The organism is Arthrobacter sp. G119Y2, assembly GCF_038069765.1.
Lineage (GTDB): Bacteria > Actinomycetota > Actinomycetes > Actinomycetales > Micrococcaceae > Arthrobacter_B.
Map to the genome: position 1 here is coordinate 78,282 of NZ_JBBPFS010000003.1, position 22,872 is coordinate 101,153.

General features: G+C 65.3%; 17 protein-coding genes and 3 tRNA genes. 3 read left to right on the top strand and 17 right to left on the bottom strand.

The features are described from left to right. Positions 1-57 precede the first annotated feature (57 nt). Positions 58-945: a 30S ribosomal protein S2 gene (rpsB, locus tag WKB88_RS06995; RefSeq protein ID WP_341393824.1), complete on the bottom strand. Its 888-nt coding sequence runs from the start codon at positions 943-945 to the stop codon at positions 58-60. A gap of 755 nt (positions 946-1,700) precedes the next feature. Between rpsB and WKB88_RS07000 the strand changes: the two genes are divergently transcribed. Continuing rightward, positions 1,701-2,192, top strand: coding sequence for a M23 family metallopeptidase (locus tag WKB88_RS07000; protein ID WP_341393825.1), 492 nt, complete (start codon positions 1,701-1,703; stop codon positions 2,190-2,192). A gap of 235 nt (positions 2,193-2,427) precedes the next feature. Here WKB88_RS07000 and WKB88_RS07005 read toward each other — a convergent pair whose 3' ends face one another. From WKB88_RS07005 to WKB88_RS07045, 9 genes are all read right to left on the bottom strand, one after another. Next, positions 2,428-3,612 carry an acyl-CoA dehydrogenase family protein gene (locus WKB88_RS07005; RefSeq protein ID WP_341393826.1) on the bottom strand — a complete coding sequence of 395 codons (1,185 nt, stop codon included), beginning with the start codon at positions 3,610-3,612 and terminating at the stop codon, positions 2,428-2,430. Positions 3,613-3,854: 242 nt separating this feature from the next. Continuing rightward, positions 3,855-3,928 (bottom strand) — tRNA-Ile (locus tag WKB88_RS07010). Between the two features lie 99 nt (positions 3,929-4,027). Continuing rightward, positions 4,028-5,224 (bottom strand): glycosyltransferase, encoded by a 1,197-nt coding sequence (locus tag WKB88_RS07015; protein ID WP_341393827.1) that lies wholly within the window; start codon positions 5,222-5,224, stop codon positions 4,028-4,030. Further along, complete coding sequence (locus WKB88_RS07020) at positions 5,221-6,162, bottom strand: DMT family transporter (RefSeq protein WP_341393828.1); 942 nt, start codon at positions 6,160-6,162, stop codon at positions 5,221-5,223. The genes WKB88_RS07015 and WKB88_RS07020 overlap by 4 nt, the downstream gene beginning before the upstream one ends. Then, a complete protein-coding gene (locus WKB88_RS07025) occupies positions 6,162-6,782 on the bottom strand; it encodes a CDP-alcohol phosphatidyltransferase family protein (RefSeq protein WP_341393829.1) in 621 nt (206 codons plus the stop codon). Before WKB88_RS07025 ends, WKB88_RS07020 begins: the two co-directional genes overlap by 1 nt. 31 nt (positions 6,783-6,813) lie before the next feature. Continuing rightward, complete coding sequence (locus tag WKB88_RS07030; RefSeq protein ID WP_341393830.1) at positions 6,814-7,605, bottom strand: phage holin family protein; 792 nt, start codon at positions 7,603-7,605, stop codon at positions 6,814-6,816. A 98-nt stretch (positions 7,606-7,703) separates the two neighbouring features. After that, a complete protein-coding gene (locus WKB88_RS07035) occupies positions 7,704-9,140 on the bottom strand; it encodes a sugar porter family MFS transporter (RefSeq protein ID WP_341393831.1) in 1,437 nt (478 codons plus the stop codon). 233 nt (positions 9,141-9,373) lie between these two features. Next, positions 9,374-10,543, bottom strand: a complete 1,170-nt coding sequence (locus tag WKB88_RS07040) for an NAD(P)-dependent malic enzyme (protein ID WP_341393832.1) — start codon at positions 10,541-10,543, stop codon at positions 9,374-9,376. A gap of 213 nt (positions 10,544-10,756) precedes the next feature. Then, positions 10,757-10,829, bottom strand: a tRNA-Asn gene (locus WKB88_RS07045). 255 nt (positions 10,830-11,084) lie between these two features. On the opposite strand from WKB88_RS07045, the gene WKB88_RS07050 reads away from it, so the two are divergent. Continuing rightward, entirely contained in the window at positions 11,085-12,209 is a 1,125-nt protein-coding gene (locus WKB88_RS07050; RefSeq protein ID WP_341393833.1) for an endo-1,4-beta-xylanase, read from the top strand. A 54-nt stretch (positions 12,210-12,263) separates the two neighbouring features. Here the strand turns inward: WKB88_RS07050 and WKB88_RS07055 are convergent. From WKB88_RS07055 to dusB, 4 genes are all read right to left on the bottom strand, one after another. Further along, positions 12,264-12,336: transfer RNA gene (locus WKB88_RS07055), tRNA-Asn, on the bottom strand. Positions 12,337-12,420: 84 nt separating this feature from the next. Then, entirely contained in the window at positions 12,421-14,415 is a 1,995-nt protein-coding gene (gene dnaG, locus WKB88_RS07060; RefSeq protein WP_341393834.1) for a DNA primase, read from the bottom strand. A gap of 92 nt (positions 14,416-14,507) precedes the next feature. Next, a complete protein-coding gene (locus tag WKB88_RS07065) occupies positions 14,508-15,791 on the bottom strand; it encodes a deoxyguanosinetriphosphate triphosphohydrolase (protein ID WP_341393835.1) in 1,284 nt (427 codons plus the stop codon). A gap of 6 nt (positions 15,792-15,797) precedes the next feature. Next, a complete protein-coding gene (gene dusB, locus WKB88_RS07070; RefSeq protein ID WP_341393836.1) occupies positions 15,798-16,970 on the bottom strand; it encodes a tRNA dihydrouridine synthase DusB in 1,173 nt (390 codons plus the stop codon). A 349-nt stretch (positions 16,971-17,319) separates the two neighbouring features. On the opposite strand from dusB, the gene WKB88_RS07075 reads away from it, so the two are divergent. Beyond that, on the top strand, positions 17,320-18,774 hold the full coding sequence (locus tag WKB88_RS07075; RefSeq protein ID WP_341393837.1) for a short-chain fatty acid transporter: 1,455 nt from the start codon (positions 17,320-17,322) through the stop codon (positions 18,772-18,774). Between the two features lie 68 nt (positions 18,775-18,842). Here WKB88_RS07075 and WKB88_RS07080 read toward each other — a convergent pair whose 3' ends face one another. From WKB88_RS07080 to WKB88_RS07090, 3 genes are all read right to left on the bottom strand, one after another. Next, positions 18,843-20,258 (bottom strand): YibE/F family protein, encoded by a 1,416-nt coding sequence (locus tag WKB88_RS07080; RefSeq protein WP_341393838.1) that lies wholly within the window; start codon positions 20,256-20,258, stop codon positions 18,843-18,845. 313 nt (positions 20,259-20,571) lie between these two features. Further along, entirely contained in the window at positions 20,572-21,480 is a 909-nt protein-coding gene (locus tag WKB88_RS07085) for a GNAT family N-acetyltransferase (protein ID WP_341393839.1), read from the bottom strand. Next, complete coding sequence (locus WKB88_RS07090) at positions 21,480-22,868, bottom strand: glycine--tRNA ligase (RefSeq protein WP_341393840.1); 1,389 nt, start codon at positions 22,866-22,868, stop codon at positions 21,480-21,482. The genes WKB88_RS07085 and WKB88_RS07090 overlap by 1 nt, the downstream gene beginning before the upstream one ends. Positions 22,869-22,872 lie beyond the last annotated feature (4 nt).

Below are 22,872 nucleotides of genomic sequence, written 5' to 3' on the forward strand. Positions count from 1 at the left end.
CAGCAGATACCCCGAAATCACCGCGGCGTTGGCTGCGGTGATTGCAGGAACTTCTATTTACTTCTCTGTTGCGTCCGCGGCGGGTGCCTCGGCGGCAGCTTCGGCCGGAGCCTCGGCAGCCGGAGCAGCTTCCGCTGCCGGTGCAGCGTCAGCAGCGGGGGCAGCGTCAGCGGCGGGGGCAGCTGCGCCTTCGAGGAGTTCGCGCTCCCACTCAGCAAGCGGCTCTGCCGGTGCTTCCGTGTTGCCGGACTTGTTGTGGCGGGCGATCAGGCCCTCAGCAACGGCGTCGGCGATAACGCGGGTCAGCAGGTTGACGGAGCGGATGGCGTCGTCGTTGCCCGGGATCGGGAAGTCGACGTCATCGGGATCGCAGTTGCTGTCCAGGATGGCCACAACGGGGATGTTGAGCTTCTTGGCCTCGTCGATGGCGAGGTGTTCCTTCTGGGTGTCCACGATCCAGACCACGGACGGAGCCTTGGTCAGGTTGCGGATGCCGCCGAGGTTGGTCTGCAGCTTGGTGAGCTCGCGCTTCAGCAGCAGCAGTTCCTTCTTGGTGTGGCCGGAACCGGCAACATCGTCGAAGTCGATTTCTTCGAGTTCCTTCAGACGCTGGATGCGCTTGGCAACGGTCTGGAAGTTGGTGAGCATACCGCCGAGCCAGCGCTGGTTCACGTAGGGCTGGCCAACACGGGTGGCCTGCTCGGCGATGGCTTCCTGAGCCTGCTTCTTGGTACCGACAAACAGTACGGTTCCGCCGTGGGCAACGGTGGCCTTGACGAACTCGTAGGCGCGGTCGATGTAGGACAGCGACTGCTGCAGGTCGATGATGTAGATGCCGTTGCGCTCGGTGAAGATGAAGCGCTTCATCTTCGGGTTCCAGCGACGGGTCTGGTGTCCAAAGTGGACGCCGCTGTCGAGCAGCTGGCGCATTGTAACGACGGGCATGTCGTCACTCCTTCCGGCAGTAGTAGGCGTGCTGAAGCACGGTTGTCCTGCTGCCAATTGACGGTTTATAGCTGTACGCCCGGGCGGGCGAAGCTCCTGGTGCCCATCAGCTGAAATCTCAGCATGCCTTCCCTGCCGGCTTACCGGACCGATGGAAAGGCACCCGCGGACGTTCCTCAGGAATGACCGGGATAATTGGGGCACGCGTAGTCAGAATTCAGTACCGGTTGCCGCTCGGATTTCGGTGAAACCAAGGCGGCACCCTCCCTGCGGGCAGGGAACATGGCACAGCAAACTGCTTCGTCAACTATACACCAGCAACGCAGTGCTTTTGTCCTCCCCGGCACTGCTTCGGGCTCCCGCCGGTTCAGGTAATCCACAGCCCGTGAAAGGGGCGGTGCGGCCGGAAGAAACCGGCACAGACTACTGGCATGGACCTTTCCCCTCAGTGCAGAGTCCGTCGCCATCGACCGACGACACTGCTTCCGACGACGCAGCTTCCGTCCGGAGCGCGTCCGTCCCAGGCGCGTCCGTCCCAGACACGGCGGTCCAAGGCACGGCGGTCCAAGGCACGGCGGTCCAAGGCACAACCGTCCGGGGCACGGCTGTTTAGAGGACATCCGTCCAGGCTGCATCTGCTCAGGGCGCGTATGTTCAGGGCGCGTATGTTCAGGGCGCGTATGTTCAGCGCGCAGCGCCGATCCCGGTTGAGACCACTGGCCTGGGCCGGAATTTTGGCGGGGTTGTTCCTTGCCGTGACGGTTCCTGCCGCGGGCTGGGATCAAGGGGCCGGCAGTGGACCGCAGGCGGTCAGCAGTTATGAGCCGGAATGGAGCTGGCCGCTCTCCCCCGCGCCCGCCCTGGTGCGCCCCTTTGAAGCTCCGCCGCAGCGGTGGCTCGCCGGACACCGGGGCGTGGATCTGGCTGCGCCGCCCGGAGCACCGGTATTCAGCCCGGCCGCCGGGACCGTGACCTTCGCCGGTTGGGTGGTGAACCGCCCGGTACTCACAGTGGATCTGGGCGACGGTCTGCTTGCCAGTTTTGAACCTGTGCTTGCGGAGAAATCGGCCGGCGACTCGGTGGCCGAAGGCGAGGTGCTGGGCACGCTTGCCGATCCGGCGTCCGCGGTTCCGGGCCACTGTGCCGCGTCCTGCCTGCATTGGGGTGTTCGCCTCAACCGGGAATACGTGAATCCGCTGAAGTACGTTACGGACCGGAGGCCGTCGGTGCTGTTGCCGCTGAAGTGAAGATTGTCGGCCCGAAAGCCATTGTCGGCCTGACAGAACATAAAAGACCCTGACAGAGACATAGAAGACAGAAAAACAGGTATGGCCGGCCCCGCCGGGCCCGGCCATACCTGTCCACCGCTGTGTCTTCAGCACTGTTGAGCACTGTTCAGCACTGAGTCTTCAGCACTTTTCCACCGCTGGGTCTTCAGCTCTTCAGCCCGGCAGCTATTGCCGGGCGCGGTCGGAACGTTTCCTAGACGAATGCCGCCACGCCGGTGATGGCGCGGCCGGTGACGAGGGTGTTGATTTCGTAGGTGCCCTCGTAAGAGTAAATCGCTTCGGCGTCGGCGAAGATCTTGGCCATGCCGTAGTCGGTGACGATTCCGTTGCCGCCGAGGATGCTGCGGCCCATGGCCACGGTCTCGCGCATGCGGGCCGTGGTGAAGGCCTTGGCCAGTGCGGACTGCTCGTCCTTGGCCTTGCCGAGATCTTCGAGCTGCGCCAGGCGGACCATCATGCCCAGCGAACTGACCGTGTTGCCCAGCATCTGGACCAGCTGTTCCTGGATCAGCTGGAAGGAGGCCAGCGGCTTGCCGAACTGGTGGCGTTCCACGGCGTACTTGCGGGCGACGTCGAAGGCTGCCATCTGCTGGCCGACTGCCTGCCACGCGACCGACAGACGGGTGACCTTGAGGACCTTGTTCGTGTCCTTGAAGCTGTTGGCGCCTTTGAGGTGGAAGTCGTCGCTGACCACCACGTTGTCCAGGACAATGTCAGCGTTCTGCACGGTGCGCAGGGCAATCTTGTTTTCGATCTTGGTGGCGCTGTAGCCCTTGGTCTTGGTGTCGACCAGGAAGCCCTTCACTTGGTTGTCCGCCACGTCGCGGGCGTAGATAACGACCCAGTCGGAGAACGTGGCGTTGCCGATCCAGCGCTTCTCGCCGTTGAGGATCCAGTTATCGCCGTCGCGGCGTGCAGTGGTCCGGGTTCCACCGGCCACATCCGAGCCGCCCAGCGGTTCCGTCAGACCGAACGCGCCGATCTTCTTCATGGAGTAGATGTCCGGCAGCCAGGCGGCCTTCTGCTCTTCGGATGCCAGCGCTTCAATGGAGCCGGTGAAGAGTCCGTCATGGACACCCAGGAAAGTGGCAAACGAAGTATCGGCGCGGGTGAACTCCGCGTGGCACAGGCCGGCAAACAGGTTGGAGTGGCCCTGCCGGTACACCGGGCTCATGACATCCAGTTCGGCAATCTTCGGAATCATGTGGTGCGGGAACTCCCCCGCGTTCCACCAGTCCGCGGCGTACGGCGTGACCTCGGTCTTCAACCATGCCCGGACCTCGTGGAGGCGGTCCCGCTCTTTGTCCGAGAGCAGGTCCTCGAATGCGTAGAAGTCGCCGTCCGCGTACGGAAGATTGTCGACGTCGATAGTTGCCATGGAAATATCCTTCGTTGCTGATCATCGATGATCCGGGACTGTGAATCCGGTCTCACCTATGTTACCCACCGGTAATATGATCCACAACACGGGCTCGGACGGCGCCGGGCCGCGGGGGCACGGAAGACGCGGGCGTGCAGGGCTCCAGGCAAGGCAAAAGAAAACACCCCGGTCCGAAGACCGGGGTGCCAGCTGTGTTGCGACGCATCCGGAAACGACACTCCGGCTCATCACGCATCTTGTAGGGCTGGTGGGGCTTGAACCCACGACCCACGGATTATGAGTCCGCTGCTCTGACCAGCTGAGCTACAGCCCCAGGACCCCTGAGGGCCTGGCTGCCCGCGAGGGCAATAGAAACATCCTAGTGTCTGCCGCAGCCGGGGAGCCAATTGGCTCCCCGGCCTGCCGAAGGCAACTAGATGGCCCCCTGGGTCACCGGCCGCCCGTAGTACAAATCCTCGAATGTGGACAGGGTGGCATCCAGGCTGTGCCGCTCCACCATGGACCTGCTGTGGGCGCCCATTGCGGCCCGCTCCTCAGGGTCCAGCTCCAGGATCTCGGTCAGCCGCTTGCTCAGCTCATCGCTGTTGCCCGGGGTGAACAGGTACCCGTTCCGGCCCGGATCCACCAGGTGCGGCAGCGCCATGGCATCGGCCAGGAGCACCGGGGTGGAGGCGGACATGGCTTCGAGCGTCACCAGGGACTGCAGTTCGGCGGTTCCCGGCATCACGAACACATCGGCGCGCTGGTAGGCCCGCCGCAGCTCCTCGTCGGACACGAGTCCGCGGAAAACCACGCGGTCTTCCAGCCCCAGCCGCTTGACCTGCGCCTGCAGGCTGGACTTGACCTCGCCGCCGCCCACAATCTCGGCGTGGACGTTCAGGTGCGCGGGAGCCTTGGCCACGGCGTCGATCATCACGTCCACGTGCTTTTCCTCAGCCAGCCGCCCGACAAACAGAACCGTGGGATGTTCGTTCCGCTCGACGGGCTCGCCCGGCTGCAGTTCGTAGACCGAAGCGTCGATGCCGTTGGACAGGGGCAGGACATCCGGCAGGAAGGCGTGGGCGTGCATGGCCTTGGCCGCCAGCGGCGTGGGCGTGGTGACCACGGCCGCGCGGCCCATGACCTTACCCATGTCCTTCCACGAATTCTTGGCCACAATGTCCTTGAACCAGCGGGGAAACGGCAGGAAGGGGTCAAGGTTCGCGGGCATGAAGTGGTTGGTGGCGATGACCCTGATCCCGCGCTTCTCCGCCTCGTAGAGGGTGTACTCCCCCACCATGTAGTGGCACTGGATGTGCACCACGTCCGGCTGGACCCGGTCGAAGAGGAGGCTGATCTCCTTCTTGATCTGCCACGGCAGGCAGATGCGCCAGTACTCGTGCGTGGGTACGCCGTGGGACCGCAGGCGGTGGACCGGCCAGTCGCCGTCGAGATCGGAGCGGCTGCCGCCGTCAACGTCGTTAGGCGCCAGGACGTGCACGTTGTGGCCCCGTCCGTTCATGCCCTTGGCGAGGCGGTAGCCGAACTGTGCCGCGCCGTTGAGGTGCGGCGGATAGGTGTCACAGGCAATGAGGATCGTCAGCGGTTTGTCGGCCGTTGCGTCGGTCAAAGGGAGCCCCTCTTTTGGTCTTTTCCAGTTTTCGCGGCGGCCTGCTTTTGCCGGTGCCGTGCCTCTGCCCGCCGCTGGATGACATCCGGATGGTAGCGGGAGAGCGCGAACACCCCCACGATAGCAATCAAAGCTGCCACGCCCATGGCAACGGCCGCCACTGCGGGCACGTCGGGCTGAAGTTCCTGGAGGACTCCGATGCCGATCGCAATGCCCACCATCGGGTCGATGACAGTGAGCCCGGCGATCACTAGGTCCGGCGGTCCGCTGGAGTAGGCGCTTTGTACGAACCAGGCCCCCAGCCCGCCAGCTACCGCAATGCCGACGACGGTGTACCAGGGGACGTTCAGCAGGAAACGGCCGTTCGGGTTGAGCAGGTCAGCGGTAATGACCTTCGTCAGGACGGCCACGAATCCGAACAGGACGCCGGCTCCGACAATGAACCCGATGGCCCCGATCCTGCGCCCAAACAACGCATTGAGTGTGCCGAAGAACACCACAACCACTGCCAGAATTAGGACGATGATCAGCTCCTGCGCCGGCTTGATCTCCCCCGGGTCACGGGTGACGCCGACGGCGAGGGAGACAAAAAGCGCGCTGCCGAGGACGCAGGCCACGATGGAGACAATGGTGACGCGGTTCATCCGCAGGCCCTGGTCGCGGGAGTTGACCACCGTGGTGATCACCAGGGCAATGGAACCGATGGGCTGCACCACGGTCAGCGGAGCAAGGGTGAGCGCGGTGACGTTGAGCGCCATCCCCACCCCCAGCAGAAGCAGTCCCAGCAGCCAGCGGGGGTTGCGCAGCAGCCGCACCAGCTGGGAGGAATGGAGTTCCAGCCCGCCCGTGTCGGCGCTGACGGCGCTTCCCTGGCGCTGGGCACCGAAGGCCAGGAAGACGGCGCTGGCCAGGGCGCAGACGATTGCTACGCCAACCATCAGCCGTTCCCGGCCGCACTGCGCTCCCGGGCGTACTTGTGCCACGAGGCCCGCAGGTACCCAACCGCTGCAATGATGTGGCCCGCGCAGCCCAGCAGCAGCACGGTGTTTCCGGTGGTGGACAGCCACTCGTAGTCAAAACCGGGAACCCGCTGCAGCAGCAGGAGCGGGGCACCCAGCAGCAGCAGCGCCGTCCGGATTTTTCCGATGTTGCTGACCGGCAGGTCGGGGCTGCCGCGGAAGAGCACCAGGGCGTTGATGATAAGGATGGCATCGGGAATCACAATCGCCAGGACCAGCCATGCGGGTGCGATGCCCTGGACCACAAAGGTCACCGCCACCACAATCAGGGCCAGGCGGTCCGCCACGGGGTCCAGCCACTGGCCCACGCGGGATACCTGGTTCAGCCGGCGGGCCAGGTACCCGTCCACCCAGTCAGTGGAGCCGACCACCACGAGGGTGATGAAAGCCGGCCCGTAGTTTTCGTCCACAATAAGGGCGACGAAAAGCGGTACCCCCAGAAAGCGAAGGACCGTGATCAGGTTGGGAACGGTCCAGAAAGTGTCCGTGACCGTCATCTTGCGGCCCGGGCGTGTTCCTGCACCGATCAACCTGATCACGGCCCACTTCCCCTATCAGCGATGGCGGGACCTACTTGGCGGAAAGCCTGCGGATCATCATGGCCATGGCCAGCAGCGATGCCGCCAGGACCGTCAGCGGCTGCCACCGCTCCTTGATCAGGGCCATGATGTCGTCGGCCGAAGACGCCCCGCTGCCCTGGTCGGAGGTGCCGGAGCTGCGCTGCTGAGCGGCCCGGCGTGCCTTGAGCTCGCGGATCTGCGCCTTGACGTCAACCTTTTCACCGAGGCCGTCGCGGACGGCCGCCATGTGCTCGCGCCGCTGGCGGGCACGGGTACGCAGTTCTTCGGGCGTCGCCTGGGCGGGCCCGTCGTCGGCCTGTTCCTTCTTCTTCTTTTCCTTGTCCTTGTCCTTGGGCTCCTTCGGCTTCTTCTCCAGCGTGGCCGGGTCGAAGCTGCGGCCTTCCTTCAGGACGCCAAGGTCATAGCGCAGGCCGTAGAGGGCTTCCTCGGGCAGCAGCGGCAGCGTCTTCTTGAACCTGTTGACGCCGATCAGTGCTCCCACGGCGGCAATCACCAGGAACAGCAGGGCCACCAGCAGGGCGGCGAGCCAGTCCGGCATGATCGTGCCCAGTCCGAGGATCGCGGCAACGATCAGCGCAATCGCCAGGGCCGCGGCGAAAAGCAGCGCAACGACCATAAAGGCCGCAGCCACTCCGGCCTTGATGCCCTTCTGCTTCATCTCGGCGGTGGCGAGGGCGAATTCGTCGTTCAGCTGACGCGGGGTCAGGCGGGCCATCACCTTCGCCAGGCCCACCAATGACGAACTCCCTGCAGTCCTTCGTGTGCTAGCGGAGCGATTCATGCGCCCTGCCTCCGTCTCCTGATTAATCTTCGCCGTTGCCATTACCCAAAATTACCATTCTCCTCAGCTTTCACACTGTGAACAGGTTTCCCCTCACCCTACGGGGCACCGAGGCCTTCCCGGTCCTCCAGCGCGCGCCCGGAGAATTCGGGAAGTTTGGTCTTCACGAACCAGAAGGACAGGACAGAGAAGATCGTGAAGATCGCGTACATAATCCAGACGCCGAAGTTGTCGCTGACCCAGGGGAACGAGAGGGTCACAATGAAGTTGAAGATCCAGTTGACCATCGCGCCGAGCCCCAGCGCCAGCGAGCGGATATTGTTCGGGAAAACCTCGCCGAGGGTGACCCACATGACCGGCCCCCAGGTGGCGGCGAAGAAGATGACAAAGAGGTTGGCGCCCACGAGGGCCACCGGACCCCAGATGCCGGGCAGCGCGACGTCGTCGCCCATGCCTTCAGCCTGCGAGAACGAAACCGTTGCCATCAGCAGGCCCACGAACATTCCGGCGGAACCGATCATGAGCAGCTTCCGGCGGCCGATGCGGTCAACAAACGCGATGGCCACCAGAGTCATGACGACGTTGATGATCGAGGTGATGACCGACGTCGTAAACGAGTCGCTTTCGCTGAATCCCACCGATTTCCACAGCGTCGTGGAGTAGTAGAAGATCGCGTTGATACCCACCAGCTGCTGGAAGGCAGCAATGGCCATGCCCACCCAGAGGATGGGCTGCAGGCCGAATTTCGGGCCGCGGAGGTCCCTGAAGGTGGGCTGCTTGCTGTTGAAGCTCTCACGGATCTGGCGGATCTTCAGGTCTGTGTCGACGACGCCGGACACGTTGCGGAGCACCTTCGCTGCATCCTCGTCGCGGTCCTTGCGCACCAGGTACTGCGGCGACTCGGGAATGGTCAGCGCGAGTACGCCGTAGACAATGGCCGGGAGCACACCCACCAGGAGCATCCAGCGCCAGGCAGCCAGTCCCCACCACAGTTCACCCAGCGCGCTTCCGGCGGAGTTCGCCAGGAACGCGTCGGAGAGCAGCGCCGCGAAAATGCCCAGCGTGATGGCCAGCTGCTGGACGGAGCCCAGCGCGCCGCGCCATTTGTTGGGGGCAACTTCTGCAATGTAGCCCGGGGCGATCACGGAGGCGGTGCCGATGGCGAGGCCACCGACGAGGCGCCACCACATCAGATCCCACTCGCTGAAGGCGTAGGCGGAACCGACGGAGTTGGCGGCGAAGAGAACAGCGGCGCCAACCATGACTTTCTTGCGGCCCAGCCGGTCCGCGAGCTGCCCGGCAAACCAGGCACCGACCGCGCATCCCAGCAGGGTAATGGCGACGGTGAACCCCAGCACCCCGGGGCTGAGCGTGAATTCTTCACCGATGGCGTCCACCGCGCCGTTGATGACGGCGGTGTCAAAGCCGAACAGCAGACCGCCCACCGCAGCCGCCACAGTGACGGCAATCACCTTGAAAGGATGGGCCACCTTCTCTGATTCGCCCGGATTAGGCCTTGGCTGGCTCGCGCCCATGGAAGGTTCCTCTGTCTCTCGTCCGTTAGTTAAAAAGTTCCGCCCCAAACCTAGTAATCCTACGCATAACCCTAGGCATGACGTGCGGCGGAGGGAACACGTAAGCCGGGAGCAGGCAGGGAGGGCACGAAAGAAGCAGCAGGCTCCGGCCGCCTTTCGGGACCGGAGCCTGCTGCCTGTTCGCACCGGCCGGCGCGGTGCACTGCGCCCGCCGGCCTCGGTGTCCGCCGGCGTCAGCGGCTAACGGTATCCGCCACCGCGGCCGCAACTGCCGGAGCTACTCTCGGGTCCAGCGCACTCGGAACAATAAAGTCAGCGGCAAGATCTCCGCCCACCAGATCAGAGATGGCGTCGGCAGCTGCGACCTTCATGGCGGGAGTGATTCGCTTGGCACCACTGTCCAGGGCACCGCGGAACACGCCCGGGAAGGCCAGCACGTTGTTGATCTGGTTCGGAAAATCGCTGCGGCCGGTCGCTACGACCGCAGCGTAGCGGGCGGCGACGTCGGGATGAACTTCGGGATCGGGGTTGGAGAGCGCAAAAATGATGGCATCCGGCGCCATCTTCGCCAGGATGGCTTCATCGACCGTGCCGGAGGAAACCCCGATAAAGGCGTCAGCGCCCCTCAGTGCGTCCGCTGCTGATCCGGACACGCCGCGCGGGTTGGTCCGCGCCGCCAGGTCCGTTTTGACGCTGCTGAGATCTGTCCGGGACGTTGCGAGAACACCGCGGGAGTCGAGCACCACGACGTCGGAAATGCCGGCCTCCAGCAGGATGTTGGCACAGGCGACACCGGCGGCTCCGGCCCCCGAGATCACCACTTTGAGTCCTTCCAGGGGTCGGCCGGTGACCCGCGCGGCGTTGCGCAGGGCGGCCAGGACCACGATGGCGGTCCCATGCTGGTCATCATGCATCACGGGGCAGTCCAGTGCCTCGATGAGCCGCTGCTCCAGTTCGAAGCAGCGGGGTGCCGAAACATCCTCGAGATTCACGGCTCCGTAGCTGGGGCGCAGCCGGAGCAGCGTTTCGATGATCTCGTCAGTGTTGGTGGTGTTCAGGACCAGCGGGATGGCATTCAGGCCGCCGAAGGCCTTGAACAGGGCCGACTTTCCTTCCATGACCGGCAGCGCGGCGGCCGGACCGATGTCCCCCAGCCCCAGGACGGCGGTGCCGTCACTCACCACCACAACCAGCCTTGAGGCCCAGGTGTGGGTTTGTGCCAGGGCCGGATCGGCGGCGATGGCCCGGCTGACTTGGGCGACGCCGGGCGTGTAGGCGATGGAGAGGGCGCGGGTGCTGTCCAGAGGCAGCAGCGGATCAACCGAGAGCTTTCCGCCCTCGTGCGAGGCGAAGATTTCCTCCGTGCTGACGGGACGCTGCCGGTCGCGTGCGTGTGCGGTCACGATGAAGCTCCTGCCGAAGATGCCGGGAAAGGGCCCGGCCGGCGTCGGTGGCGTGCCGATTTTCAGTGTAACGGAAATCACGCCCGGGGAGCCCTGCCCGCCTGCCGCAGGTCATGGCCGGGCAGCCGGTCAAAAACGGCGGGGTTGGGACCGCAAACCGGTCAAAAAAAGGCTCCCCGGCCAGCATTTTAAGCTGGCCGGGGAGCCTGTTTGCTCCTCCGACTGGACTTGAACCAGTAACCCTTCGATTAACAGTCGAATGCTCTGCCAATTGAGCTACGGAGGAAAGCGCGAGTTCTACTATACAGGGTTTTTGGAGTGCATGTGCACGGCTGCGGTGTGGTCTGACTCTCTTTTGCGGGCCGAAATGAGCACCGGTGCACCTGCCTGCCCCAATGACGCCCGGCACCCTTGACCCTCCTGCTCTCTGTTCCTAGCCTTTGTCTGGTCCCGGCCTTTCCGCACAGCGGATCCCCGGGGCTGCAAGGCCGGTGGGACGACCGTTCCGATGGCCGGATACCTTTACTCAAGGGAGAGTCTCATGAAGGTTCCGCAGTTACTCCTCGCAGCAGTCCTGGCCTCGGCGCTGCTGCTGCAAGCGGCTCCGGCGCAGGCACACCAACCGGACGGAAAACACCCGCCCGGGCAATCGAAACAGGACACCCTGCGCCGCGCAGCACCGAAGGACTTCAAAATTGGCTCCGCCGTGGCAGGCGGCGGCCACCATGAGAGCCAGGACTACCCGGATCCTTTTACCTTCGACAAGGAATACCGCAAGCTTTTAGGGGCCGAATTCAGCTCTGTCTCCCCCGAGAACCAGGCAAAATGGGAATTCATTCATCCGGAGCCCGGCGTCTACCGCTTCGCCGAAATGGATGCGATTGTCCGGTTTGCGCAAAAGAACAAGCAGGCGGTGCGGGGCCATACCTTGTTCTGGCACAGTCAGAACCCTCAGTGGCTGGAGCAGGGGAACTTCTCGGATGACGAGCTGCGTGCGATCCTCAAGGACCATATTCAGACGGTGGTGGGCCGGTACGCCGGAAAAATCCAGCAGTGGGACGTTGCCAACGAGATCTTCAACGACGACGGAACCCTGCGCACAGCTGACAACATCTGGATCCGCGAGCTGGGTCCGGACATTATCGCCGACGCCTTCCGCTGGGCGCATGAAGCCGATCCGTCGGCCAAGCTGTTCTTCAACGACTTCGGAGTCGAGGACATCAATGCGAAGAGCAACGCCTATCTGGAACTCATTCCGCGGCTTCAGGCTCAGGGGGTGCCGGTGGACGGCTTCGCCGTGCAGGGCCATCTGAGCACCCGTTACGGTTTCCCCTCCAACCTCCAGGCCAACCTGCAGCGCTTCGACGACCTGGGGCTGGAGACGGCGGTTACCGAGATGGATGTGCGCATGGACGTCGCTGCCGGCACGGAGCCCACGGCGGCCCAGCTGGAGAAGCAGGCAGACTACTACCAGCGTGCCCTCGAGGCCTGCCTCGCCGTCGACGGCTGCAGGTCCTTCACCATCTGGGGCTTTACCGACAAATACTCCTGGGTTCCGGTCTTTTTCGCCGGAGAAGGTGAAGCGACAGTGATGGACGAGAACTTCACCCGGAAACCGGCCTACTACGCTGTGCGGGACACGCTGCGTTCTGCGGCCAGGCGGTAACTGACAAACAATGAGGCCCTGACCGGTATACCCGGTCAGGGCCTCATTTACTTGCTCCTCCGACTGGACTTGAACCAGTAACCCTTCGATTAACAGTCGAATGCTCTGCCAATTGAGCTACGGAGGAAAGCGCGTGTCCTACTCTACAGAGGTTTCGCGGGGAAGCGAAATCGGCGCCCTGGCACCGATGCAGGCTTCCCCGCGGGGCCGCCTACTGGTCGCCGCGGAGAGCCCGGCGCTGCATTTCCAGTTCCATCAGGTCCCGGTTCAGCTGCTGGAACAGAGCAGGGTCCGCAGTGGGGTCCAGCCGCTGCAGCTGACCGAGCTTTTCCGCCTTCAGATGGGTCACCTGCAGTTCGAACAGCCGGTTCAGGATGTCCCGGCAGTAGCGCTGCAGGGCGTCGTCGTCGCGCGCATGCAGCGGCGTCACCGCCAGCTCGCTGACAAAGTCGCGCAGCGTGTCGGGAAGCTCCTGGCGGACCTGCTCCACCCACTGCGCCGGAGCGGTACCGGCCTGGCCTGCGGCAATGATGGCGTTGTGCACCGCCAAATACGCGGGAACCGAAAAGCGGGCAGCTTTGAAGCGCTCCCACTGCCCCTCGTCCAGCAGTCCCGGCTGCTGCAGCGCAACTTCCAGAGCCTGGCGCTCCATGCGTGCGGCCGGGTCCCGCGGATCCGGCCGGGAGAACGCCGGCGGCTCCAGCGTGGGTTCCGGCACCTGCTGCTGGTACCCGGTGTGCTGGCCCTGCTGGGGACCCCGGCCCTCACGGGCGTCACGGTGCTGGGCGCCCCGTGCGTCGCGCTGGGAGCCGCGGCCGTCGTCGTGCCCTGAGGTGTTGTGCTGGCCCTTGCCGTGCGAGCCGCCCTCGCGCAGCCGCTTGGCAGCTCCCGCAACGGCCCGGGTGACGTCGTCGACGTCGGTCCCCAGCCAGCCGGCAAGCTCGCGGGCGTAGGCCGGGCGCATGGCGGGATCACGGATTTCGGCCACCACGGGCGCCGCGGCGCGCAGTGCCTGCACCCGTCCTTCCACCGTGTTCAGATCGAACTTGCGCAGCGTGGAACGGATCGAGAACTCAAACAGGGGACGGCGGGAGCGGATCAGCTCGGCAACGGCGGAGTCGCCGTGCTTCTGCCGGATGTCACAGGGATCCATGCCCTCGGGGTCAACCGCCACGTAGGTCTGGGCCGTAAAACGCTGGTCCAGGTCAAACGCACGCAGGGCAGCTTTCTGGCCGGCGGCGTCGCCGTCGAAGGTGAAGATGACCTCTCCCCCGGTGCCGTCGTCGGAGAGCAGCCGGCGGGCAATCTTGATGTGGTCCTCGCCGAAGGCGGTGCCGCAGGTTGCGACGGCGGTGGTGATCCCGGCCAGGTGGCAGGCCATCACGTCGGTGTAGCCCTCGACGACGACGATCTGCCGGTCCTTGGCGATGGAACGCTTGGCCAGGTCAATGCCGTACAGCACCTGGGACTTCTTGTAGAGCGCGGTCTCCGGGGTGTTCAGGTATTTGGGACCCTGATCATCCTCGTACAGTTTGCGCGCACCGAAACCGATGACGGCGCCGGTCAGGTCGCGGATGGGCCAGATCAGCCGGCCGCGGAAACGGTCGTAGAAACGGGAGGCGTCGGAGCCGGTGGAGAACATGCCGGTGCCGGCCAGTTCCTCGCGGGTGAAGCCCTTGTCGGTGAGGTGCTTGAGCAGCGAGTCCCAGCCCTGCGGGGCATAGCCGACGCCGAAGTGGTGTGCTGCCGCCGGGTCGAAGCCGCGCTCCTGCAGGAAATCCCGGGCAGCCTGGGCACCTGGGGTGCGCAGCTGGGCCACGAAGAACTCCGCGGCGATCTTATGGGCATCCAGGAGGCGCTGGCGCTTGCCCACGTCTTCACGGCGGGGGCCGGTGCCGCCGTCCTCGTAGTGCAGCTCGTAACCGAGCCGGGCGGCGAGCTTCTCCACCGTCTCGGAGAAGGTTCCGTGGTCCATTTTCTGCACGAAGGAGATGACGTCGCCGCTCTCGCCGCAGCCGAAGCAGTGGTAGGACCCCACCTGCGGGCGGACGTGGAAGGACGGTGAACGCTCGTCGTGGAACGGGCACAGGCCCTTGTAGGAGCCGATGCCGGCGGACTTGAGCGTCACATAGCCGTCAATCACGGCCTTGATGTCGGTGCGGGAGCGTACTTCGTCAATATCTTCGCGTTTAATCAGACCGACCATGCCACCCAGTCTATTCTTCCTGTCCTAACCGGTCCGGCAGCACGGGCCGGCCCGTCGTGGCCGTCCGGCCGCGCGGAGGCCGGAAAATCCGTTTACCAGAGCGCCGGAACCGGTCCGACCAGCCGTTCGTGCAGAGCCAAAGCCGATCCGTCAGTGAGGGACGCCACCTGGTCCACCACCACGCGCAGCCGTGCGCCGTCGTCGTCCGCCTCGCGCCAGTCAGCGGCGAACATCGGCTCCAGGTGCCGGTCCCCCGTGGCCGACAGTTGCGCCACCAGGGCGGTGAGGATTTCGCGCTGCCGTTCATAGAGGGGCTGGCGCTGGTCGGTGGTCATCACAAAGGTGGTGGCCAGGCCCTTCATCACCGCAATCTCGAGGCGGGTTTCCTCCGGGATGACCATTTCCGCGTGGTACCGCGTGAGCGGATCGGTGCCGTAAATGCCGCGGGTGGCTTCGAGGGCGCTGTTGCAGAACCGGCCGATCAGCTGGCTGGTCATGTCCTTGAGCGCCGCCATCGCCTTGCGGCTGCCGTCAGATTCGCGGACCCAGACCGGATCGGACTCCAGCCGCTTCAGGGCCGCTTCGATGGCCGCACCGTCGGTGCCGGGCAGGTACCACTGCTGCGTGTAGCCGACCACGCGCGCGCGCTGGTCCGGGTTGTCCAGCCACTTGAGCTGGACGTGGCCGGCCACAATGGCGTCTTCGACGTCGTGCACGGAGTAGGAAATGTCATCGGCAAGGTCCATGACCTGGGCCTCGAGGCAGGAGCGGCCGGCGGGGGCGCCGTCGCGCAGCCAGGTGAACACCGGCAGATCATCCTCATAGACACCGAACTTGGTGGTGCGGTGCCCGTTGACCAGCGGTGCTTCGGTGATCGGCCAGGGGTACTTGGTGGCGGCGTCGAGGGAGGCGCGGGTCAGGTTCAGGCCGGCCGGGCCGCCGTCTGGCGCTATGATCTTGGGCTCGAGCCGGGTCAGCAGCCGCAGGGTCTGGGCGTTGCCCTCGAAACCGCCGATGGCGTGCGCAATGTCGTTCAGCGCGGTTTCGCCGTTGTGCCCGAACGGCGGGTGTCCCAGGTCGTGCGAAAGGCAGGCGGCGTCGACGACGTCGGGGTCGCAGCCCAGCGCATTGCCCAGTTCGCGGCCCACCTGGGCCACTTCCAGGGAGTGCGTCAGGCGGGTCCGGACAAAGTCGTCGGTGTCCGGAGCCACGACCTGCGTTTTGGCGCCCAGCCGGCGCAGCGCCGAGGAATGCAGCACGCGGGCGCGGTCCCGGCCGAACTGGGTCCGGTTGGTGTTCTTGGCAGGCTCGGTGACCCATCGTGCAAGGTCAACGTCGGTATAGCCTGCGGTTTGGAAAGCCTGCGGAAAGGTCATGGGTGTTTAGCCACCTGAGATGTTGAGTTCGGCTGCGGAAATGACGGACTTCTGTGCGGCATTGAGCTCCCGCGATTCCAACCAGTTTTCCGGCAGTGCGGTCTTTTTCGGTGATCCGGCACGCCCGCGGGGCCCTTCGGCGTCGACGCCGGGGTACGGGGCGTCGGGGTCCAGCTGGTCCAGGAGCTCACGGAGCACTTCGAGCGTGGGCACGGTGGCCAACTGGGCGCGGAGGTCCCCGCCGACAACGTAGCCCTTGAAATACCAGGCCATGTGCTTGCGGATGTCTCGCAGGGCCATCATTTCGCCGCCGAAGGTTTCCACCAGCAGTTCGGCGTGCCGGTAGACGCTCTCGGAGACTTCCTTCAGGCCCGGGCGGTGCCGCAGGTCGCTGCCTTCGAAGGCTGCCTGCAGGTCGCCGAAGAGCCAGGGCCGGCCCTGGCAGCCGCGGCCGATGACGACGCCGTCGACGCCTGTCTCGCGCACCATGGCAATGGCGTCCTCGGCGGACCAGATGTCACCGTTGCCGAGGACGGGGATGTCCGGCAGTGCTTCACGCAATTCGGCGATGGCGGACCAGTCGGCCTTGCCGGAGTAGAACTGGGAGGCGGTGCGGCCGTGCAGGGCGACGGCGGCGACACCGGAGTCGCGGGCGATGCGGCCGGCGTCGAGGAAGGTCAGATGATCCTCGTCGATGCCCTTGCGCATCTTGATGGTCAGCGGGACGTTGCCCTTGGAGGCTTCCTTTACCGCGGTCTGCACGATGGCCTTGAACAGGTCCAGCTTCCAGGGCAGGGCCGAGCCGCCACCCTTGCGGGTGACCTTGGGGACGGGGCAGCCGAAGTTCAGGTCAATGTGGTCGGCGCGGTCTTCCTCGACGAGGATGCGGATGGCGGCGCCGACGGTCACGGGGTCAACGCCGTACAGCTGGACGGAGCGGACCTTTTCGTCGTCGTCGTGCTCAATGATGCGCAGCGATTCCGGCGAGCGCTCCACGAGGGCGCGGGAGGTGACCATTTCCGTCACGTACAGGCCGCCGCCGTATTCACGGCAGAGGCGGCGGAAGGCCTTGTTGGTAATGCCGGCCATGGGAGCCAGGATTACCGGCGTATCCACGGTGATGGGACCGAGCTGCAGCGGGGGCAGCTCGAGCTTGAGTTCTGGGGATGAAACAGTCACACCCCCATTCTCTCAAGCCGGTGCAAATCCTGCCTGCCGGGGTTCCATGGCCCTCCCGTAGTACAGATACCGGGCTCATCCGGACGGGATAGGCCCGTTACCTGTACTACCGATCTCCGATAAGCCCGTTATCTGTACTACCGATCTCCGGGAAGGGCAGATCCAGCGGAATCGGTTGCGGGCGAAAGGCACCGGACTTGACCGTCCGGCAGCTCGACCGGCCGGGACGGCATTGATTGACAGGGCGGAACCGCTGCCCCTAGCGTTCAGGTGGCCCGCATCACAGTGCGGCCTTTCACGAGCGCACCCCCTGGTTTCACCGCCGCAACCTAGGAATGAGGATCTCTTCATGTCTACCGCTACCACCCGCTCTGCGGGTTCCGAGAAGGGCCTGGCCAGAGTTGCCCAGACCCTGGCCCGCTGGACCGAGAAATGGTTTCCGGATGCCTACATCTTTGCCCTGGGCGGAGTTGTCCTCATAGCCCTGGCCGCCCTGTTCAACGGGTCCTCGCCGCAGGCAGTGGCGGACTCGTTCGGCAACGGGTTCTGGGACCTGACCGCCTTTACGCTGCAAATGTCCATGGTGGTGCTGACGGGCTACGTGGTGGCCACCTCTCCCCCGGTCGCGAAGCTGATCGCCCGGCTGGCCCGTGTTCCGCAGAGCGCCACCACGGCCGTGAGCTTCGTGGCGTTCCTGTCCATGTCCGTGTCCTTCCTGAACTGGGGCCTGAGCATCGTGTTCGGCGGGCTGCTGGCACGGGCCATTGCCCGGCGGACGGATCTGCGCGTGGACTACCGCGCGCTCGGTGCGGCCGCCTTCATGGGTCTGGGCGCCGTCTGGGCCCTCGGGCTGTCCTCCTCTGCGGCGCAGCTGCAGGCCACGGCGGCCTCCCTGCCTCCGGCACTGTTGGAAGTGACCGGCGTCCTCGACTTCGGCAAGACCATCTTCACGTGGCAGTCCCTGCTGACCTGCGTCATCCTGATTGCGCTGACCACGGTGATCGCCCATTTTTCAGCCCCCAAGGGTGAGGCGGTCCGCACGGCACAGGAGCTCGGCGTCGACCTCGATGACACCCCGGAACCCGCCTCCCAGCGCGAACGCCCCGGAGAATGGCTGGAGTACAGCCCGATCCTGCCCGCGCTGATGGGGCTGCTGACCGCCGGCTGGCTGGTTTCACAATTTGTGACCAAGCCTTTCCTGAGCGTGATCTCCAGCCTCAACGGATACCTGCTCGTGTTCCTGATCCTGGGCCTGGTGCTGCACCGCACGCCGCGGAACTTCCTGCAGGCAGTGACGAAGGCGGTGCCTGCCACCGCCGGCATCCTCGTCCAGTTCCCGCTCTATGCCGCCATGGCCGCCATCCTGACCAAGGCCGAAGGGGCAGGCGGAACAACCCTGTCCGAGCATCTCGCCGGATTCTTCACCAGCATCGGTGCCGGCGGGGCCTTCGCCGTCGTCATTGCCGTCTACACCATCATTCTGGGACTCTTTGTTCCCTCGGGCGGCGGCAAGTGGCTGGTTGAGGCGCCGTACGTGATGCAGTCGGCCACCGATGTGGAAATGAACCTCGGCTGGACGGTGCAGATCTACAACGTGGCCGAGGCCCTGCCGAACCTGATCAACCCGTTCTTCATGCTGCCCCTGCTGGCGGTGCTGAAACTGCGGGCGCGCGATCTGGTGGGCTTCACGTTCCTGCAGTTCATCATCCATCTGCCGGTGGTCCTGCTGCTGGTGTGGCTGCTGGGGATGACGTTCACCTTCGAACCGCCGGTGATCCCCGCGCCTGCCCCGGCAGCTCCTTAAGTCCCCGCGGGTCGAGCCGTCGTCGTCGCGAAAACGGACGACGACGACGGCGGCGCGGTTACGGGCGGTTACGGGCGGTTGCGCAGCGAGCGGCGGGTGACCGGAGCGTCAGCGGTGCCGCCGGCCGTTCCGTCCCCAGCCGTTCCAGTGCCGGCCGTTCCGTCCCCGACCGTTCCGTCCCCGACCGTTCCCGCAACAACCGCCGCGGGCTCGAGTGCCGGCTGCAAGGAATCATCGGACACTGCAGTCCGGGGCACGCCCTTGATCCCGACCGCTTTGACCACCAGCACGGCGATCGCCGTCGTCACGGGAATCGCCAGCACCAGGCCGACGGAACCAACCAGCGTGCGGATTACTTCCTCGGCCAGCTCCCCGCCGGTAAGACTGTCCATAAACGGCCGGTCGTACAGCGAGACCAGGATGAGCACCGGCAGGGCGGCCCCGGCGTAGGCAAAGGCGATGGTGTAAACGGTGGAGGCGATGTGGTCCCGGCCAACCCGCATCGCTCCGGAGAAGAGCCGCTTGGCACTGGCGCCGGGAGCCAGCTCATACATTTCCCACACCGCGGAGGACTGGGTGATGGTGACGTCGTTGAGCACCCCCAGGCCCGAGATGATCAGCCCGCACAGAATGATGCCGGACACCGAAATACTCTCCGACGAGTTGATGAGCGTGTACGCGTTTTCGTCGTCGACCCCCACCAGGTGCGCGGCGTCGGTTGCCCACGCCGCCAGACAGGCCGTGATCGAGAGCCCGAACAGCGTCCCCAGCAGCGCCGTGGAGGTCCGGGCCGTAAATCCGTGGGCAAAATACAGCACCCCGAACATGATCACGCTGGACCCGACCAGCCCGAGCAGCAGCGGCGGCTGCCCTTCCACCAGTCCGGGCAGGATGAACCCGGCCAGGACGGCATAGGCTCCGGCCAGCCCCACCAGTGCGCGCAGACCGCGCCAGCGCGCGACGGCGATGACCACTCCCGCGTAGAGCACGGTCAGTGCCGCCATCGGAATGGTACGGACGAAGTCCACGAAGACGTACGGCGGAGCACCTCCACCGCCCTGCATTACGGCTTCCAGGTTCAGGTAGCGGATGCTGTCGCCGGCTTCGATGACATCGCCCTTGGCCACCTCCGGCGGAACTTCCACCTGGATGGTGGTCCCCCCGGCGTCGGGAACCGTGTACGCGACGAGGCATTCCTGGGCGGTGCCGCCGGCCTCGACGAGCGCGGCCGAGGACGGGCAGTCCTCCCGGCTGACCCGCTGGACCTTGCCGGTGTCGAAGGTGACGCCGTCGGCGGTGGCATACGGGTCGGCAACGGTGACGGAGCTGCGGTCCCCCGAGGGCCACATCAGCAGCATCGCCACCAGGGCCAGCAGCCCCAGCGGCACCAGGATGAAGGTCAGCAGCAGGTTGGCCCGCCGCCGGGCGGCCAGAGCAACCGGGGACGGAGGCTCATCGGAGTGCGGGGAATGGCTGTGTCCCATGGGATCCTTTGGCGTAGGCGCGGTGCTGCGGCCCGGTGGTACGGACGCAGGAAACACGGTCGGCATCATTGTCCCAACTACGAGCCGTCTCGGCGAATCTCGTCAGTCGTCGGGAGTACAGATAACGGGCTTCTCAGGCCGGGATAGGCCCGTTATCTGTACTACGGACGGGCCGCCTCCGCTCCGCAGCCCGGCCGGCCGCAAACACAACGACGGCGGGCGCCGGCCCCCGAAGGAACCCGCACCCGCCGTCGTCGTCGTTGCAGCGATAACCGCGGCCGCCCCGAAAGCCCGGCACCCGCAGTACCGCCGGTTACGTGCTGACGATCTCCGTTGCCGGCCCGACTTCGCGGGCGGCACCCTTTTCCAGCAGGGCCTGGATGATCCGGGCCACGGGCTTCATGGACTCGTCCACCTCCAGCTGGATCGGGTACTGGTAGGTCAGCAGGGCCAGCAGCGATTCGAGCGCGGCCTCCTGCTCCGACTGTTCCAGCGACGGGTCGTAGCCCAGGAACACATCGGCCGGCTCGTCCGTGCGGTTCTGCGTGTAGCTCACGGCAAAGGCAGCGATCTTGCCGCCCTGTGCCTTGGGCGCATCGCGCAGGACCACGGCTCCGGCGGCACCGGTGGCGTCGTTGAGCAGCATCTGCTGCGCCCGCCCCAGCGTCATCTCCGACCGGTCCCACCCGTGCACGGCGTTGTAGAACGCCACCACGGCCTGGGTGAGTTCCACCGATCCGGTGGCGGCTTCGTCCAGCTGAGGCCCGGCGTCGTCCTGGAAGACCGGCAGGCTAATCCGCCCCGGCTCCACCACAACAACGCGGGAACGCTGGATGCGGGAGAAGCCGGCCGCCTCCGCGAAGGCAGCGCCGGAGGTTCCCGGCTCCACCTTCGCGCGCAGCTTCGTTACGCCCGACGGCGCTGCTTCGGCTTCGCGGCGCAGCATCGCCAGCAGGGTGGACCCGAGGCCGGCACGCCGGTTCTCCCGGGCCACTTCCACATAAACCCACAGCCGGTCCGGATGCAGCGAGGTCTCGTAAACGACGCCGGCGGCTACCGGAATACCGTCGTCTTCGGCCACGATGCAGCGGCTCCAGGGCTCGTTGGACGAGGGCCGCAGGACTGCCCGGAACTGCCCGGACTGCACCGTTTCCGGATCGCCCCAGAGCTGGTTCAGGGCCAGGTCGTCATCTTCGCGCCATTCGCGGAACGTCAAGGCCATTACGCGCCGATCAGCCGTTCCGCGAGGTAGCCCTCAACCTTGTCCAGGCTCACCCGCTCCTGGGCCATCGAGTCACGCTCGCGCACGGTGACGGCCTGGTCTTCGAGGGTGTCGAAGTCCACGGTGATGCAGAACGGGGTGCCGATTTCGTCCTGACGGCGGTACCGGCGGCCAATGGCACCGGCGTCGTCGAAGTCGATGTTCCAGTTCCGGCGCAGCTGCGCGGCGAGGTCCTTGGCCTTCGGGGACAGGTCCTCGTTGCGGCTCAGCGGCAGCACGGCGGCCTTCACCGGGGCCAGGCGCGGATCCAGTTTCAGGACGGTGCGCTTGTCGACGCCGCCCTTGGCGTTGGGGGCCTCGTCCTCGGTGTAGGAATCCACCAGGAACGCCATGAAGGAACGGGTCAGGCCGGCGGCGGGCTCAATCACGTACGGAGTGAAGCGCTCGTTGGTGGCCTGGTTGAAGTAGCTCAGGTCGGTGCCGGAGTGCTTGGAGTGCGTGCCCAGGTCAAAGTCGGTGCGGTTGGCGATGCCTTCCAGCTCGCCCCACTCGGAGCCGGCGAAGCCGAAGCGGTATTCGACGTCGGTGGTGCCCTTGGAGTAGTGGCTCAGCTTTTCCTTCGGGTGTTCAAACAGGCGCAGGTTCTCCGGGTCGATACCCAGCTGGGTGTACCAGTTGAACCGGTTCTCGATCCAGTACTTGTGCCATTCCTCATCCGTGCCCGGCTCGACGAAGAACTCCATTTCCATCTGCTCGAACTCGCGCGTGCGGAAGATGAAGTTGCCCGGGGTGATTTCGTTGCGGAAGCTCTTGCCGATCTGGCCGATGCCGAACGGGGGCTTCTTGCGCGAAGTGGTCAGCACGTTGTTGAAGTTCACGAAGATGCCCTGCGCGGTTTCCGGACGCAGGTAGTGCATGCCCTCTTCGTTGGCGACCGGACCCAGGAAGGTCTTGAGCAGGCCGGAGAATTCCTGCGGCTCGGTCCACTGGCCCTTGGTGCCGCAGTTTACGCAGGCAATGTCGGCCAGGCCGTTTTCCGGTGCGTGGCCCTTCTTTTCCTCGTAGGCCTCTTCGAGGTGGTCGGCGCGGTAGCGCTTGTGGCAGCTCAGGCACTCCACCAGGGGGTCGGAGAAGACCTCCACGTGGCCTGAGGCTTCCCAGACCTGGCGGGGCAGGATGACGGCGGAATCCAGCCCGACGACGTCGTCGCGGCCGCGGACCATGTGCTGCCACCACTGCTTCTTGATGTTTTCCTTGAGCTCGACACCCAGGGGTCCGTAATCCCATGCGGACCGGGACCCGCCGTAAATCTCACCCGACTGGAAGACGAACCCCCGGCGCTTGGCGAGGGAGATGATCGGATCCAGTTTGGATTTGGTCGAAGCCATGGAA

Coding starts and splice junctions, on each gene's coding strand:
- WKB88_RS07085 (WP_341393839.1), bottom strand. CDS start 21,480: ATGGCCTTGACGTTCCGCGAATGGCGCGAAGATGACGACCTGGCCCTG.
- WKB88_RS07075 (WP_341393837.1), top strand. CDS start 17,320: ATGTCTACCGCTACCACCCGCTCTGCGGGTTCCGAGAAGGGCCTGGCC.
- WKB88_RS07030 (WP_341393830.1), bottom strand. CDS start 7,605: ATGAATCGCTCCGCTAGCACACGAAGGACTGCAGGGAGTTCGTCATTG.
- WKB88_RS07005 (WP_341393826.1), bottom strand. CDS start 3,612: ATGGCAACTATCGACGTCGACAATCTTCCGTACGCGGACGGCGACTTC.
- WKB88_RS07035 (WP_341393831.1), bottom strand. CDS start 9,140: ATGGGCGCGAGCCAGCCAAGGCCTAATCCGGGCGAATCAGAGAAGGTG.
- WKB88_RS07080 (WP_341393838.1), bottom strand. CDS start 20,258: ATGGGACACAGCCATTCCCCGCACTCCGATGAGCCTCCGTCCCCGGTT.
- WKB88_RS07020 (WP_341393828.1), bottom strand. CDS start 6,162: ATGGTTGGCGTAGCAATCGTCTGCGCCCTGGCCAGCGCCGTCTTCCTG.
- WKB88_RS07065 (WP_341393835.1), bottom strand. CDS start 15,791: ATGACCTTTCCGCAGGCTTTCCAAACCGCAGGCTATACCGACGTTGAC.
- WKB88_RS07050 (WP_341393833.1), top strand. CDS start 11,085: ATGAAGGTTCCGCAGTTACTCCTCGCAGCAGTCCTGGCCTCGGCGCTG.
- WKB88_RS07090 (WP_341393840.1), bottom strand. CDS start 22,868: ATGGCTTCGACCAAATCCAAACTGGATCCGATCATCTCCCTCGCCAAG.
- dnaG (WP_341393834.1), bottom strand. CDS start 14,415: ATGGTCGGTCTGATTAAACGCGAAGATATTGACGAAGTACGCTCCCGC.
- rpsB (WP_341393824.1), bottom strand. CDS start 945: ATGCCCGTCGTTACAATGCGCCAGCTGCTCGACAGCGGCGTCCACTTT.